This is a genomic window from Pseudomonas sp. ASL4 (assembly GCF_056680395.1).
Window position 1 is genome coordinate 3,428,221 of sequence record NZ_CM155280.1, and the last position, 16,613, is coordinate 3,444,833.

The window sequence follows — 16,613 nt, forward strand, 5'->3', positions numbered from 1 at the left end:
AAAACGTGCAATCACAGAAAATCCCCTGTGGGAGCGAGCCTGCTCGCGATGACGGCGGCACATTCAACATCGATGTGTCAGACAGACTGCTATCGCGAGCAGGCTCGCTCCCACAAGGAGTGCAGTGTTCACATCCTTGACTGACAGGCATTAGCCACATCTGGCTGGCTTTTAGAGTTATGCCGCCGCAATCCTCCAATCACTGGCCCAACCATCCCCAATTCCGTAACATCCGCAACCCTATTTCCCCCGCAACTCCCCGCGGCCCATTTCACCGGCCCGCATTTCAGGTAAGCCATGAAACCTCAACGTCTACGCGCCGATACCCTGGCCGGGCTCACTACATCCTTCGCCTTGCTACCCGAATGTATCGCCTTCGCCCTGGTCGCCCACCTCAATCCGCTGATGGGGCTGTACGGCGCATTCATCATTTGCACATTGACTGCTTTGTTCGGCGGTCGGCCGGGAATGGTGTCCGGTGCGGCCGGGTCGATGGCGGTGGTGATCGTTGCGCTGGTGGTGCAGCACGGCGTGCAGTATTTGCTGGCCACGGTGTTGCTCGGCGGATTGATCATGATGGCGTTCGGGCTGCTGCGGCTGGGCAAACTGGTGCGCATGGTGCCGCACCCGGTGATGCTCGGTTTTGTGAATGGCCTGGCGATCATTATTGCGTTGGCACAACTGGAGCACTTCAAGAGTGGCGACACCTGGCTCAGCGGCACACCGCTTTACGTGATGAGCGGTTTGGTGACGCTGACGATGGCCATCGTTTACCTGCTGCCGCGCCTGACCCGCGCGGTGCCGCCGGCACTGGTGGCGATTCTCGGCGTCGGGTTGGCGGTCTACTTGCTTGGCTTGCCGACGCGCACATTGGGGGACATGGCGCACATTGCCGGCGGCTTGCCGGGCTTCGCGCTGCCGGACATTCCCTGGAACCTTGAAACCCTGCGCATCATCGCGCCTTACGCGATTTTGATGGCGCTGGTCGGCCTGCTGGAAACCCTGCTGACGCTGAATCTCACCGACGAAATCACCGAGAGTCGCGGCTACCCGGATCGCGAGTGCGTGGCGCTGGGCGCGGCGAATATGGTGTCGGGTGTGTTCGGCGGCATGGGCGGCTGCGCGATGATCGGCCAGACCGTGATCAACCTCAGTTCTGGCGGTCGTGGTCGACTTTCCGGCGTGGTCGCCGGGGTGATGATTCTGCTGTTCGTGCTGTTCCTGTCACCGCTGATCGAGCGCATTCCGCTGGCGGCATTGGTCGGCGTGATGTTCGTGGTGTCGCAGCAAACTTTCGCCTGGGCCTCGCTGCGGGTGATCAACAAAGTGCCGCTCAACGATGTGTTGGTGATCATCGCCGTGACCACCATCACCGTGTTCACCGATCTGGCCACCGCCGTGCTCTGCGGGATCATCATTGCCGCGCTCAACTTCGCCTGGCAGCAGGCCCGTGAGCTGTACGCCGACACGCATCTGGAAACCGACGGCAGCAAACTCTATCGTTTGCACGGCACGTTGTTTTTCGCCTCAACGGCGCCGTTTCTCAACCAGTTCGATCCGGCCAACGATCCCGCTCAAGTGACCCTCGATTGCCGTCACTTGAGCTTCGTCGACTACTCAGCCATCGCCGCGCTGAAGACTTTGCGTGAACGCTACGCCAAGGCCGGCAAGCATCTGCGGGTGTTTCACCTGTCGGAGCGCTGCAAGCAGATGCTCAAACGCGCGGGCGAGCGTCACGACTGACGTGTGGTGTCTTTCACGCCTTGAACTTGCTCGTCGGCATGGTACGACGAGCGCACCAACGGGCCGGACGCCACGTTCTTGAAGCCCATCTTGTAACCTTCTTCGGCGAACCAGGCGAACACGTCCGGGTGCACGAAACGCTGCACCGGCAAGTGGCTGCGGGACGGTTGCAGGTACTGGCCGAGGGTCAGCATGTCGATGTCGTGTTCGCGCATGCGCTTCATGACTTCGATGACTTCTTCGTCGGTCTCGCCCAGGCCCAGCATCAAGCCGGATTTAGTCGGAATGTGCGGCATCATCTGCTTGAAGCGTTGCAGCAGGGTCAGCGACCACTGGTAATCCGAACCCGGACGCGCAGCCTTATACAGGCGCGGCACGGTTTCCAGGTTGTGGTTGAACACATCTGGCGGCTCGGTGGCGGTGATTTCCAGCGCCACGTCCATGCGCCCACGGTAATCTGGGACCAGGGTTTCGAGCTGCACGTTCGGCGACAGCTTGCGGATCTCGCGGATGCAGTCGGCAAAGTGCTGGGCACCGCCGTCACGCAGGTCGTCGCGGTCCACCGAAGTGATTACGACGTACTTGAGTTTCAGGTCGGCGATGGCGATGGCCAGGCTTTGCGGCTCGTTGACATCCAGTGGCTTCGGACGACCGTGGCCGACGTCGCAGAACGGGCAGCGACGGGTGCAGATGTCGCCCATGATCATGAAGGTCGCGGTGCCGCCGGAGAAGCACTCGCCCAGGTTCGGGCAGGACGCTTCTTCGCAGACGCTGTGCAGCTTGTGTTTGCGCAGCAGGGCCTTGATGCGGTCGACTTCAGGGGAAACCGGGATACGCACGCGAATCCAGTCGGGTTTGCGTGGGAACTCATCGGTCGGGATTATTTTTACCGGAATCCGCGCAACCTTCTCGGCGCCACGCAATTTGACGCCGACTTCCATTTTTACCGGGGCTTTTACGGGCGATTGCGCCAGTGTGCTCATATGCTTTTGTCCTTATGCGGGAACGGGGCCGTCAGCTGAAATAGCGCGGGCGACGCATAACCTGTGGCGAGGGAGCTTGCTCCCGCTGGGTTGCGAAGCAGCCCGCTCTTTCCCAAAAAGAAGGGGACTGCTGCGCAGTCCAACGGGAGCAAGCTCCCTCGCCACAGGTTCAGCGTCAGGTTTGACTGCTCTGGATCAGTCGCGATAAACCGGGAAATCACTGCACATCGCAGCGGCTTGGCGGGCGACGGTTGCCTCGACGTCGGCATCGCCAAGGTGATCGAGGATGTCGCAGATCCAGCCAGCCAATTCGATGCTTTGGGCTTCCTTGAAACCACGGCTGGTGATCGCCGGTGTGCCGATGCGCAGGCCCGAGGTCACGAACGGCGATTGTGGATCGTTGGGCACGGCGTTTTTGTTCACGGTGATCCCGGCGCGGCCGAGGGCGGCGTCGGCGTCTTTGCCGGTCAGGCCCTGGCGGATCAGGCTGACCAGGAACAAGTGGTTATCGGTGCCACCGGACACCACGTCGTAGCCACGGTCAATGAAGACCTTAGCCATCGCCTGGGCGTTGCGGATCACTTGCGCTTGATAGGTCTTGAACGCCGGCTCCAACGCTTCTTTGAAGCACACGGCTTTGGCCGCGATGACGTGCATCAGCGGGCCGCCCTGGCCGCCGGGGAAAACGGCGGAGTTGAGTTTTTTCTCCAGCTCCGGATTGGCCTTGGCCAGGATCAAACCACCGCGTGGGCCGCGCAGGGTTTTGTGAGTGGTGGTGGTCACCACGTCGGCAAACGGGATCGGGTTCGGGTACAGCCCGGTCGCCACCAGCCCGGCCACGTGGGCCATGTCGACAAACAGGTAAGCGCCGACCTTGTCGGCAATCTCACGGAAGCGTGGGAAATCCAGGGTCTTCGAATACGCCGAGAATCCGGCGATGATCATTTTCGGTTTGTGCTCGACGGCCAGACGTTCGACTTCGTCGTAATCAATCAGCCCGGTCGCGGTGTCGATGCCGTACTGCACGGCGTTGTAGAGCTTGCCGGAAAAACTCACTTTGGCGCCGTGGGTCAGGTGACCGCCGTGGGCCAGGCTCATGCCCAACACCGTGTCGCCAGCCTGCAGCAACGCCAGATAAACCGCTGCGTTGGCCTGGCTGCCGGAGTGCGGCTGGACGTTGGCGTAGTCGGCGCCGAACAGTTGCTTGGCGCGATCAATCGCCAGTTGCTCGACCACGTCGACGTGTTCGCAACCGCCGTAGTAACGCTTGCCCGGATAGCCTTCGGCGTACTTGTTGGTCAGGCCGCTGCCTTGCGCTTCCATCACCCGTTGGCTGGTGTAGTTTTCCGAAGCGATCAGCTCGATGTGGTGTTCCTGGCGTGCGTCTTCGGCGTTCATCGCTGCCAGCAAATCGTCGTCATAGCCTTTGATCTGGTCGTGCTTGGTGAACATGGTGAAGTCCTCTGTTGTTCTTGGATGTCTGACGTACACCCGAAGGAGCTGCCGAAGGCTGCGATCTTTTGATCTTGCTCTTGATACGGAAGATCAAAAGATCGCAGCCTTCGGCAGCTCCTACAGGGTTGTGTGTTTTTTCGAGACGGTGTTTTTAGGCGTCCTGGTAGTCGGCGATTGATGGGCAGGCGCAGATCAAATTGCGGTCGCCAAACACGTTGTCGACACGCCCTACAGGTGGCCAGTACTTGGCGTCGATCAGGGTTTCGATGGGGTAAACCGCTTGCTCACGGCTATACGGATGCGTCCACTCGCCCACGATTTCCGCCGCGGTATGCGGGGCGTTTTTCAGCGGGTTGTCGTCCTTGTCCAGCGTGCCGTTTTCCACTGCGCGGATTTCTTCGCGGATGCGGATCATGGCGTCGCAGAAGCGGTCCAGTTCTTCCTTGGATTCGCTTTCGGTCGGCTCGATCATCAGCGTGCCGGCCACCGGGAACGACATGGTCGGGGCGTGGAAGCCGAAGTCGATCAGGCGTTTGGCGACGTCATCGACGCTGATGCCGCTGCTGTCTTTCAGTGGGCGTAAATCGAGGATGCATTCGTGCGCGACCAGGCCGTTGCTGCCGGTGTAGAGCACTGGGTAATGTTCTTCGAGGCGACGGGAAATGTAGTTGGCATTCAGGATCGCCAGTTGCGAAGCACGCTTCAAACCGGCGCCGCCCATCATGCGGATGTACATCCAGGTGATCGGCAAAATGCTTGCGCTGCCGAACGGTGCGGCGCAGACCGCGCCTTCCTTGCGTTCCATCTGGGCGTGGCCCGGCAGGAACGGGGTCAAGTGCGATTTCACGCCAATCGGGCCAACGCCCGGGCCGCCACCGCCGTGGGGGATGCAGAAGGTTTTGTGCAGGTTCAAGTGCGAGACGTCGCCGCCGAACTTGCCCGGTGCGCAGAGGCCGACCATCGCGTTCATGTTGGCGCCGTCGATGTAGACCTGGCCGCCATGGTCATGAACGATGCCGCAGATTTCGCGGATGCCTTCTTCGAACACGCCGTGGGTCGACGGGTAAGTGATCATCAGCGCAGCGAGGTGTTCACGGTGTTCGATGGCCTTGGCGCGCAGGTCTTCGATGTCGACGTTGCCACGGGCATCGCACACGGTCACCACCACGCGCATGCCGGCCATGTTGGCGGTCGCCGGGTTGGTGCCGTGGGCCGAGGACGGGATCAGGCAGATGTCGCGACGATCTTCGCCACGGCTCTGGTGATAGGCGCGGATCGCCAGCAGGCCAGCGTATTCACCCTGGGAACCGGCGTTCGGTTGCAGCGAGATCGCGTCGTAACCGGTGGCGGCGCAGAGCATCGCCTCCAGTTCGTCGGTCAGTTGCTGATAGCCGGCGCTTTGCGCGGCCGGGGCGAATGGGTGCAGGGCACCGAATTCAGCCCAGGTCACCGGGATCATTTCGCTGGCGGCGTTGAGTTTCATGGTGCAGGAACCCAGCGGGATCATGGTGCGATCCAGTGCCAGGTCCTTGTCGGCGAGCTTGCGCAGGTAGCGCATCAGCTCGGTTTCCGAGTGGTAACGGTTGAACACCGGGTGGCTGAGGATCGGCGATTGGCGAACCAGTTCAGCTGGGATGGTGCTTTGAACGCTTGTAGCCAATGCCGCGAAATCTGGCAGCGCTTTGCCGTCAGCCAGCAGCGCCCACAAGGTTTCAACATCAGCTTGCGAAGTGGTTTCGTCGAGGGACAGGCCCAGACGTTCAGCATCGACCACACGCAGGTTGATCTGCTGGGCGCGAGCCTTGTCGTGCAGCTTGGCGGTGTTGGCGCCAGTGTTCAGCGTCAGCGTATCGAAGAAGTTTTCCTGCTCAACCGTGAGACCGAGTGCGCTCAAGCCTTTGGCCAGAATCGCCGTCAGGTGATGCACGCGGTTGGCGATCTGCGTCAGGCCTTTCGGGCCGTGATAAACGGCGTACATGCTGGCGATGTTGGCCAGCAAAACCTGCGCCGTGCAGATGTTGCTGGTGGCCTTCTCGCGGCGGATATGTTGCTCGCGGGTTTGCATCGCCAGGCGCAGGGCCGGCTTGCCGAAACGGTCCACCGAGACGCCGACCAAACGGCCCGGCATGTCGCGCTTGAACGCATCTTTCGTCGAGAAGTACGCCGCGTGCGGACCACCAAAACCCAGCGGCACGCCGAAGCGTTGTGCGCTGCCGATGGCCACGTCAGCGCCGAACTCGCCCGGCGGGGTCAGTACGGTCAGGGCCAGCAGGTCAGCGGCCACCGCGACCAAGGCATTGATGGCGTGGAAGCGTTCGGTCAGTTCGCGGTAATCGAACACGTCACCGTTGCTGGCCGGGTATTGCAGCAGCGCGCCGAAGTACGGCGTCACGTCGGTCAGTGTTTGCTCGTCGCCGACCACCACGTCGATGCCCAACGGCTCGGCACGGGTGCGCAGCACGTCGAGGGTTTGCGGGTGGCAATGCACGGAAGCGAAGAACGCATGGCTGCCTTTGTTCTTGCTCAGGCGTTTGCAGAAGGTCATCGCTTCGGCAGCGGCAGTGGCTTCGTCCAACAGCGAGGCGTTGGCAATCGGCAGGCCGGTCAGGTCGCTGATCAAGGTTTGGAAATTCAGCAGCGCTTCGAGACGAGCCTGGGAAATCTCCGGTTGGTACGGGGTGTAAGCCGTGTACCAGGCCGGATTTTCCAGCAGGTTGCGCAGGATCGGCGACGGCGTGTGGGTGCCGTAGTAACCCTGGCCGATGTAGGTCTTGAACAGCTGGTTTTTGCTGGCGATGGACTTGATCAACGCCAGGGCATCGGCTTCGCTCAGGCCATCTTCGAGGCCGAGCACGCTGGTGCCCTTGATGCTGTCCGGGATGACGCTGGCGCTCAGGGCTTCGAGGGAGTCGAAACCGAGGCTGTTGAGCATCGCTTGCTCGTCGCCGGAGCGCGGGCCGATGTGGCGAGCGATGAATTCGTTGCGGGTGTCGAGGCGCAGGGTCATACAGAAGTCCTCAAGCGTCTTCGTGGGTCAGGCGCTCGTAAGCGGCCTGGTCGAGCAGGGCGTCCATGGCGCTGGCGTCGCTGGGGCGCATGCGGAAAAACCAGCCTTCACCCAGCGCGTCTTCGTTGATCAATTCCGGGGAGCTTTCCAGCGTTGAATTGACCTCGACCACTTCACCGTCGAGCGGCATGTACACGCTGCTGGCGGCTTTCACCGACTCCAGCACAGCGACTTCATCGCCAGCGCCGAATGCACGCAACTCCGGCACCTGAACGAACACCACATCCCCCAGCGCCTGCTGGGCGTAAGCGGTGATGCCCACGGTGATCAGGCCATCGGCCTCAAGACGTAGCCATTCGTGATCGACGGTAAAACGCAATTCGCTCATATCAACTCCTCATTGTTCTGACTCATCCGCTGCTGGTGGCGGATGACGTTTACAGGCTCGTGTTGGTGACGAGCGTGGCTTGAGGGTTGATAGCAAGGGTGGTGCCAATGTTGGTTAGGCGTTGTAAATCAATGGGTTGAGAGGTTTTTAGTCGAATGGAGAGAGCGCGGCTGTATTGAAGTCAATACGGGAGTCGTGAGAGGAGGGCGTGAAGTCCGGGCCAGAGGCGTCGAGAAGGTATTGTCTTGAAATCGATACGGTGTATTGATTTTAATACGGCTATTCAGCCACAACGCAAATCCCTGTGGGAGCTGGCTTGCTCGCTCCCACATTTTGATCGAGCAAGGCTTACGGTTTGCCGGGAATCCCGTATTTACGCAACCGAACCGCAATTGCACTGTGAGAGGTTTGCAATCGCGCCGCCAGTAAACGACTGGACGGATAGCTGCGATAAAGCTGTTCCAACAGATCCTTTTCAAACCCTTCGACCGCATCTTCCAGACTGCCAACCTCGCCATCGTTTTTGCGCTCGACAGCGGTGCGGGCGATGTCCAGGTCGTCGATGTCCACCAACGGATTCTCACAAATGGCCGCCGCCCGAAAGATCACGTTTTGCAGTTGCCGCACATTGCCCGGCCAGCGGTTGCCGAGCAGCGCCGCAAAGGTGCCGGGGGCCAGTCGGCACGGTGGTCGTTGAATCTGCGCGCAGGCTTGCTGCATAAAGTGGTTGGCCATCAGCAGGATGTCGTGGCCGCGTTCACGCAGCGGCGGCACTTGCAGGTTGAGCACGTTGAGGCGGTAGAACAGGTCCTCGCGAAAACTGCCTTCGGCGACCATTTTTTCCAGGTCGCGGTGGGTGGCGCTGAGCACCCGCACGTTGACCCTGACCTCACGATCACCCCCGACCCGCCGGAAGCAGCCGTCGCTCAAAAACCGCAGCAGTTTCGCCTGCAAGTACGGCGACATTTCACCGACTTCATCGAGAAACACCGTGCCCTGATCGGCCAGTTCCAGCAGACCCAGTTTGCCGCCACGCTGGGCGCCGGTGAAGGCGCCGGCCGCATAGCCGAACAGCTCGCTCTCGGCCAGGCTCTCGGGCAATGCCGCGCAGTTCAACGCCAAAAACGGTGAGTCGTGACGGCTGCTGATGGCATGGCAGGCCCGCGCTACCAGCTCTTTGCCGGTGCCGGTTTCGCCCTGAATCAGCAGCGGCGCATCGAGGGTGGCCACCCGCTGGGCGCGGGCCTTGAGGGTGCGGATCGCCGGGGATTCGCCGAGCAAGGCATCGAAACCTTCGGCATGATCGTGGTGCAGCGCTGACAGGCGTTCGCCGATGCGGTTCGGTTGATACAGGGTCAGCAGGGCGCCAGCGTCGGTGATCGGCATTGCGTCCAGCAGCAAGGTCTGGCCACCGAGGCTGACTTCACGCATCGGCAAGCGGTAACCGTTTTCGATCAAGGTGCTTTGTAAATCCGCATCATCAAACAGCGCGGTCAGCGGCTCACCCGCCGGTTCACGGCCACAGAGTGAAATCAGCGCCGGGTTGGCCAGCAACACGTAGCCGCGCTCATCCACCGCCAACACCGGGTCGGTACTGGCCGCCAACAAAGCATCGAGTTGCAGGCGTCGGCGTTGCCCCGGAAGGATGTCGACCATCGTCACCGCTTGCACGCCCTGGACTCCGAGAAACGCCTCGCGCAATTCTTCCAGCACCTCGGCGCCGAGGGTCGGCGCATCGATGTAGACGTTCGGCGGGACCATCTCGACCGCGTCCAGGTTGAACCGGCGCCCACCGAGCAGGGCCAGCACTTCCTGGGTGATGCCGACGCGGTCGATGAAGGTGACGTGGATGCGCATGGAGTGCCTGCAAGGTTGGCGAACGAAATGAGTATGCCCGGCACATGCCGGGTCTGTCAGGTGCTGGTGGTTTTACGCGAACACGCCGCCAGGTCTTCAAGGAACGCCTGAAGGATCGGCGGCGGGGCGGTGCCGCGCCGGGTGATCACATCGAACGGCGACATCAAGCGCATGCTGGTCGGCGCCAGTTGGTGCATCTCGCCGGTCTTGATCCACTGGGCCGCAAAGTGCATCGGCAAAAAGCCCAGGTAAGCACCGGATATCAGCAAAATCGCCAGTGCTTCGATGTTGTCGACGGTGGCCGCCGCCTTGCTGACGCCCAGGTGTTCCAGGTCGTATTGCTGCATGTAGCCGCGCACGACGATCCGGCTCGCGCCAATTTCTTCGAGCAGTTCATCGCTCTCGGCCTGGCTGCCATACAGCGGATGCCGCCGCCCGCAGTACAAGCCCAAGGCTTCCTGATACAGCGGCGAGTGCAGCAGGCCAGGCACGTGGATCGGGAAGTGTCCGATGGCCAGGTGCAGTCGGCCGTCGAGCACGCGTTCCTCCAGTTCGGCGGGGGTGCCGACGTACACGTTCAGGTGCACGTCATGCCCCCGGGAGACGAAGCGTTGGGTGGTGCGCGGCAGCGGCGAGTCGGGGTCGGTAATCGTGGTGTCGATGATCCCCAGGTTGAGCTTGCCGCTGATGTGCTGCTTGAGCACGTCGGCGTCCATGCAGAAGTTTTCTACCGCCGAGAGCAGGCGCTGGGTCGCCTCATGAATCGCCACGCCTTGCTCGGTCAGGCGAAAGCCGCTGCGCCCGCGCTGGCAGAGTTTGACCCCCAGGCGAGTTTCCAGATGAGTCATTTGTTCGCTGATGGTCGACTGGCCGGCGTTCAGCGCCGCCTGCGCTGCGGAAAACCCGCCGCACCGAACAATCGTGGCAAACACCCTGAGCAGTTTCAGATCGACATCGTGCAGCTGAATCACCTTGGACCTCCCGCGTGTAGATGCATCGGTAATGCCGATATGAGTATCTGATGTTTGGCATTTTTTCCACGAAAACCTGCGCTCATAGTCATTTCAACAGCGGTCACCTTCCACCTCCGCTGAGTCGATAACAAGAATTGGAGAAGCCTGAAATGTCGAACAACGGTTATGAATCCGGTCGCCTGAACTTGCCGTTCGTAGGGCACTGTACGTTCGCCAAATCCCCGGTATGCACCGATTGGGACGCGCTGGATGCCGACGTGGCGATCCTCGGCGCACCCAATGACATGGGCACCCAATGGCGCTCCGGCGCACGCTTCGGACCACGGGGTATTCGTGAGGCATCGACGCTGTTTTCCTTCGGTCATGCCGGCGCCTACGACCACGAAGATGATGTCATGTACTTGACCGCGGCGGACGTGCGCATGGTTGACGTCGGTGATGCCGATATCGTCCACACCGACATGGTCACCAGTAACCAGAACACCGAATACGCCGTGCGCAAGATTCTCGATGCGGGCGTCATGCCGGTGGTGCTCGGCGGCGATCACTCGATCCACGCCCCGGTAATCAAGGCCTTCGAGGGGCGTGGCCCGATCCACATCATTCACTTCGATGCGCACCTGGATTTCGTCGACGAGCGGCACGGCGTTCGCTACGGCCACGGCAACCCGCTGCGCCGCGCTTCGGAAATGAACCACATCGTCGGCATGACCCAAATGGGCATCCGCAACGTATCGTCGTCCAATCGTGATGACTACGAAGCGGCCCACGCGGCGGGTTCGAAAATCCTTTCGGTGCGCGACGTCCGTCGCCTCGGTGTCGAAGGTGTACTGGCGCTGATCCCGCAGAACATCAACTACTACATCACCATCGACATCGACGGTTTCGACCCGTCCATTGCCCCTGGCACCGGTACGCCGAGCCATGGCGGCTTCCTCTACTACGAAGTGCTGGAAATCATCCAGGCCCTGGCCAAACGCAGCCAAGGCAACATCGTCGGCATGGACCTGGTGGAAGTGGCACCGGTTTATGACCCGACCGGCATGACCTCGATTCTGGCGGCGCAACTGCTGCTTAACAGCATTGGTTTCATCTTCCACGAGCGGGCTCAGGCGCGGCACGCGATGAGCGAATCCACCACGGCCACGGCGTGATTTGACCGCCGCACAGAGGGTATGAACATGGACACAATCGTTAAGCAATACCTGCAGAAATTCGGCGTCTCGGAAGCCACCCAAACCTTCCTCAGCAAAGTGCAGAAAATGTTCATCGGTGGCGCCTTTGTCGAGGCCAGCGACGGGCAGACGTCCGATGTGATCGAACCGTCGACCGAAGGCCTGATCACCCGCATTCCGATGGGCACCACCGAGGATCTGGACCGCGCTGTGCAAGCCGCCCGTGCCCAGTTCGACGGCGGCGCCTGGCGTCAGGCCAAACCGGCGGAACGCGAACGGCTGATGCAGCGGCTGGCGGATCTGATTGAACAAAACGCCGCTGAATTGGCAGAGATCGAATCCATCGACATGGGCAAGTCCGTGGCGTTTGCCAAGGATGTCGATATTCAGGGCACGGTCGACACCCTGCGCTACTTCGCCGGTTGGGCGACGAAAATCCACGGCCGCACCGTCGAGCCTTCGCTGCCGGGCAACTACCTGGCCTATACCCGCAAGGAAGCGGTGGGCGTGGTCGGCGCCATCGTGCCGTGGAATTTTCCACTGCAAACCATGGCCTGGAAGCTCGGCGCGGCACTGGCGACCGGTTGCACCGTGGTGGTCAAACCCGCCGAACTGACCTCGCTGTCGGCCTTGCGCTTCGCCGAACTGGTGCAAGAAGCCGGGATTCCGGACGGCGTGATCAACATCGTCACCGGGCGCGGCAGTGTGGTTGGCGCGGCAATGGCGACGCACCCTGGTATCGACAAACTGACCTTCACCGGTTCGACGCCGGTCGGTCGTACCGTCGGCCGCGCGGCGCTGGATGAAATGAAGCGACTAACCCTCGAACTGGGAGGAAAATCGCCGGTAATCGTCCTCGCCGATGCCGACGTGCCGGCCGCCGCCCAAGCGATTGCCAATGGCGTGTTCTTTAACTCCGGCCAGGTGTGCGATGCCGGTACGCGGGCCTATATTCATCGCAGTGTCTACGACGAATTCCTCCGCGAACTGATCGCCTATACCCGCACCTTGAAGATGGCACCGGGGCTGGATCCAGATTGCTTTATCAGCCCGTTGGTCTCGGCGTTGCAAAAGGCCCGCGTGACGGAATACATCGAAACCGGCAAACAGGAAGGCGCCGAACTGGTCTACGGCGGCCAGCCGGTCGAAGGGCCTGGGTTCTTCGTCGAACCGACGATTTTTGCCCATTGCCGCAACGACATGCGCATCGTTCAGGAAGAGATTTTTGGCCCGGTGCTGGTGACCGCGCCGTTCGACGATGAAGAGGAGGCGTTGGCCCTGGCCAATGACTCGCCGTACGGCCTGGCGGCCGCGCTGTATTCCAATGACCTTGGAAAAGTGCATAGCCTGATCCCGCGATTGCGCGCCGGCTCGGTCTACGTCAACGCCCACGGCACCCTCGACCCGTCGATGCCGTTCGGTGGTTACAAGCAGTCTGGATTCGGCAAGGACCTGGGTGCGGAGCAGCTCGAATACTTGCTCGAAACCAAGGCCGTGTGGATCACGCTGCCCTGAGTCATTGTTGACTCAAACCCTGTGGGAGCGGGCTTGCTCGCGAAGAGGTCGGCACATCCAGCATGGATGTCGGCTGATACACCGCTTTCGCGAGCAAGCCCGCTCCCACAGAGGCGTTCCCCCGTAAGGATGCGGTTATTTCGTCATGATCTTCCAACAATAAGAGTACGTCATGAACACTAACGCCAAGTCCGCCCCGAGCGTGTCGGTCCTCGATGACAAACCCGTCGTCGAAAGCCATTCGATTGATTTCATCCCGGAGAACGAGCGCACCGACAAGCTGTCGAGCCAGGGCCCGTTCTGGTTTCTCGGCAACTTCACCTTCTTCACCATGACCATTGGCTTCGTCGGCCCAAGCGTCGGTCTGACCGCTTTGTGGACCACGCTCGCTGGCACGCTGGGCATCATGTTCGGCACGCTGTTCATGGCGTTTCACGGTTCGCAAGGCCCACACCTCGGGCTGCCGCAAATGATCCAGTCGCGGGCGCAGTTCGGTTATCGCGGTGTGATTTTGGTGTTGCTGGCGACGCTGTTTGTGTTCGCCGGGTTCAACATCGTCAACCTGGTGTTGATGATGCAAGGGCTGCACACGCTGTTTGGCTTCAACCCCGCCGTGATCGCTGTGGCAGTGACGATACCGGCGGCGGTCCTGGCGATCCTCGGCCATGACTGGATGCACCGCAGCTTCAAATGGGCGTTGTACCTGTCGCTGCCGCTATACGGCTTGGTGACGTTGGCCGTGATTATGGGCTGGGTGCCCGATGCCGCGATGCCGGTACTGGCCCCCGGTGAAGTCGCCCCGGCGCCATTGGGTTTCAACTGGACCGGTTTCATCGCTCAGTTCGCGGCGGCCGCCAGCTACAACATCGCCTATGCCCCGTATGTGTCCGACTACTCGCGTTATCTGCCAAAAAACACCTCCAGCGGGAAGCTGATCGCGGTGGTCTTCCTCGGCGCTTCGTTGTCCGGTGCGTGGATGATTTCCGTCGGTGGCTGGCTGGCCGATCACCTGCATTCCACTGACGTACTGGTGGCGCTCGGGCAAGTCGGCAACACCGTCTCGCCACTGATGGGCACGGCGGTGGTGGTGGTCACGATCCTGGCGTTCCTGCCGGTCATTGCGATGAACATCTACAGCGCGAAACTGACCACGCTGACCTGCGTCGACTCCATCAAACACATCGAACCGACCCGCAAGGCGCGGATTCTGGCGATTGGTTTTGTGATCCTGCTGCAACTGGGCGTGGCCCTGAGCATCCAGAGTTCCGGCAAAGGTTTGTCGGTGCTGGGGATCTACCTGGTGGTGATGCTGTACTTCCTGGTGCCCTGGACCTCGGTCAACCTCACTGACTACTTTTTCGTGCGCAAGGGTCGCTACGCCATCCCGCACTTCTTCATGCCCCACGGCAATATCTACGGCAGCTGGGGCCTGCGCGGTATCGCCGCGTATGCCATCGGCTTCATCTCGATGATCCCGTTTTTCTACATCTACGACGGCGTCGAACAGCGCGAAGTCTACGTCGGCCCGCTCGCCAGAGCGCTCGGCAGCATCGACATCGCCTGGCTGGTCGGGCTGATCGTCTCCGGGTTGGTCTACTACTGGTTCAGCCGCTCGATTGACCTCAAGCGCGAAGAAGCGGTGATCCAGCAGATCGAGAAAACCTGCCCGCAATACACCACCGGCGACACGCTGACCAAACACTCGTCACCGGTCTTCAACGAATCGACGGTCGGGAGATAACCATGACTACCCCAAAATACGACTACATCATTATCGGCGCCGGCTCGGCAGGTTGTGTGTTGGCCAGCCGCTTGAGCGAAGACCCGGCCACCTCGGTGCTGGTGCTGGAATTCGGCGGCAGTGATCGCAGTGTGGTGATCCAGATGCCGAGCGCGTTTTCGATCCCGATGAACACCAAGAAGTATAACTGGCGCTACGAAACCGAGCCCGAGCCTTACCTCAACGGACGCCGTATTCACTGCCCGCGCGGCAAGGTGCTGGGGGGCTCATCGTCGATCAATGGCCTGGTCTACATCCGTGGTCACGCCTGTGACTTTGATGAATGGGAGTCGCTCGGTGCCAAGGATTGGGGCTACCGCAATTGCCTGCCGTACTTCAAACGGGCAGAGCACTACGAAGGTGACGGCGACAACTACCGGGGTAAAACCGGGCCGCTGCACACCACCAACGGCAACCACATGAAAAACCCGCTTTACGGCGCTTGGGTCGAGGCTGGAGCCGAAGCGGGCTACATCAAGACCGATGACTGCAACGGCTTTATGCAGGAAGGCTTCGGCGCGATGCACATGACGGTCAAGAATGGCGTGCGTTGCTCCACGGCCAACGCCTATTTGCGCCCGGCCATGAACCGCCCGAACCTGACGGTGGTCACCAAGGCGATGACCCGTCACGTCATCCTCAAAGGCAAGCGCGCCGTGGGGATCGCCTACGACCACGACGGCCAGACCCATGAGGTGTATTGCAACCGCGAGGTGCTGATTTCCGCCGGGCCGATCGGCTCGCCGCACCTGCTGCAACGCTCCGGCATCGGCCCGGCGGAAGTGTTGCGCAAGGCCGGGGTCGAGGTCCGGCATGACCTGCCGGGCGTCGGTGAAAACCTGCAGGATCACGCCGAGGTCTACATCCAGTTTGGCTGTAAGGAACCGGTGACGCTGAACAGCAAAATGGATCCGCTGAGCAAACTGCTGATCGGCCTGCGCTGGTTGCTGTTCAAGGACGGACTCGGCGCTACCAACCATTTCGAGGCCGGCGGTTTTATTCGCTCCGAGAAGGGTTTGCGCTGGCCGGACATTCAATTCCACTTTCTGCCGGCGGCGATGCGCTACGACGGCAACAAACCGATCAAGGGCCATGGCTTCATGGTGCTCACCGGGCCGAACAAACCGAAAAGTCGCGGCTATGTACGCATCCGCTCGGCCGACCCTTACGAGCATCCGCTGATCCAGTTCAACTACCTGCAAAGCGAGCAGGACCGGGAAGGTTTCCGCCGCTGCATCCGCCTGACCCGGGAGATCATCGGCCAACCGGCGATGGACCGCTTCCGTGACGGCGAGATCGCGCCAGGGCCGTTGGTGAATAGCGATGAGGAGATCGATGCGTTCGTGCGGGAAAACCTCGAGAGCACCTACCATCCGTGCGGTTCATGTCGCATGGGTGAGGACGACGGGGCGGTGGTGGACTCGGAACTGCGGGTGCATGGCATCGCCGGGTTGCGGGTGATTGACTCGTCGGTGTTCCCGACTGAGCCAAATGGCAACCTCAATGCGCCGACCATTATGCTGGCCGAACGGGCTTCGGATCTGGTTCGCGGACGCAAGATGCTGCCGGCGTCGGAAGCGGCGGTGGGGCGTGTTGAGGATTGGGAGACCAGTCAGCGGACCTCGTTGCCGGCGCGGAACGTCAGGGTGTGATTTAACTCAGGCTCACTTGAGAACACTGTCCTTGAGGAGAAAGAAGCTTACTTGTGGCGAGGGAGCTTGCTCCCGCTGGACTGC

At 61.1% G+C, this 16,613-nt stretch carries 11 protein-coding genes; 5 read left to right on the forward strand and 6 right to left on the reverse strand.

The window, feature by feature from the left end:
• The first annotated feature begins 297 nt into the window (after window positions 1–297).
• Window positions 298–1,743: a SulP family inorganic anion transporter gene (locus AC1MEW_RS15425; protein WP_480426825.1), complete on the forward strand. Its 1,446-nt coding sequence runs from the start codon at window positions 298–300 to the stop codon at window positions 1,741–1,743.
• Here the strand turns inward: AC1MEW_RS15425 and lipA are convergent.
• The 6 genes from lipA to AC1MEW_RS15455 form a co-directional block, all read right to left on the reverse strand.
• Window positions 1,734–2,726 (reverse strand): lipoyl synthase, encoded by a 993-nt coding sequence (lipA, locus tag AC1MEW_RS15430; protein WP_480426827.1) that lies wholly within the window; start codon window positions 2,724–2,726, stop codon window positions 1,734–1,736. The two genes, AC1MEW_RS15425 and lipA, sit on opposite strands and share 10 nt — an antisense overlap.
• A 195-nt stretch (window positions 2,727–2,921) precedes the next feature.
• Window positions 2,922–4,178: a serine hydroxymethyltransferase gene (glyA, locus tag AC1MEW_RS15435; RefSeq protein ID WP_480426830.1), complete on the reverse strand. Its 1,257-nt coding sequence runs from the start codon at window positions 4,176–4,178 to the stop codon at window positions 2,922–2,924.
• A gap of 154 nt (window positions 4,179–4,332) precedes the next feature.
• Window positions 4,333–7,188, reverse strand: a complete 2,856-nt coding sequence (gcvP, locus tag AC1MEW_RS15440; RefSeq protein WP_480426832.1) for an aminomethyl-transferring glycine dehydrogenase — start codon at window positions 7,186–7,188, stop codon at window positions 4,333–4,335.
• A gap of 10 nt (window positions 7,189–7,198) precedes the next feature.
• Window positions 7,199–7,576 (reverse strand): glycine cleavage system protein GcvH, encoded by a 378-nt coding sequence (gene gcvH, locus AC1MEW_RS15445; RefSeq protein WP_323570614.1) that lies wholly within the window; start codon window positions 7,574–7,576, stop codon window positions 7,199–7,201.
• A 348-nt stretch (window positions 7,577–7,924) separates the two neighbouring features.
• The gene (locus AC1MEW_RS15450; protein ID WP_323570615.1) at window positions 7,925–9,433 is read right to left on the reverse strand and encodes a sigma-54-dependent transcriptional regulator; all 1,509 of its coding nucleotides are present in this window, start codon (window positions 9,431–9,433) and stop codon (window positions 7,925–7,927) included.
• A 56-nt stretch (window positions 9,434–9,489) separates the two neighbouring features.
• Window positions 9,490–10,404, reverse strand: coding sequence for a LysR substrate-binding domain-containing protein (locus tag AC1MEW_RS15455; RefSeq protein WP_201255986.1), 915 nt, complete (start codon window positions 10,402–10,404; stop codon window positions 9,490–9,492).
• A 152-nt stretch (window positions 10,405–10,556) separates the two neighbouring features.
• On the opposite strand from AC1MEW_RS15455, the gene speB reads away from it, so the two are divergent.
• The 4 genes from speB (at window position 10,557) to betA (ending at window position 16,529) form a co-directional block, all read left to right on the forward strand.
• Complete coding sequence (gene speB / locus AC1MEW_RS15460; RefSeq protein WP_201255987.1) at window positions 10,557–11,561, forward strand: agmatinase; 1,005 nt, start codon at window positions 10,557–10,559, stop codon at window positions 11,559–11,561.
• 27 nt (window positions 11,562–11,588) lie between these two features.
• Window positions 11,589–13,097: an aldehyde dehydrogenase family protein gene (locus AC1MEW_RS15465; RefSeq protein ID WP_201255988.1), complete on the forward strand. Its 1,509-nt coding sequence runs from the start codon at window positions 11,589–11,591 to the stop codon at window positions 13,095–13,097.
• 172 nt (window positions 13,098–13,269) lie between these two features.
• On the forward strand, window positions 13,270–14,838 hold the full coding sequence (locus tag AC1MEW_RS15470) for a purine-cytosine permease family protein (RefSeq protein ID WP_201255989.1): 1,569 nt from the start codon (window positions 13,270–13,272) through the stop codon (window positions 14,836–14,838).
• Window positions 14,839–14,840: 2 nt separating this feature from the next.
• Entirely contained in the window at window positions 14,841–16,529 is a 1,689-nt protein-coding gene (gene betA, locus AC1MEW_RS15475) for a choline dehydrogenase (RefSeq protein WP_201255990.1), read from the forward strand.
• The last annotated feature ends 84 nt before the right edge of the window (window positions 16,530–16,613 follow it).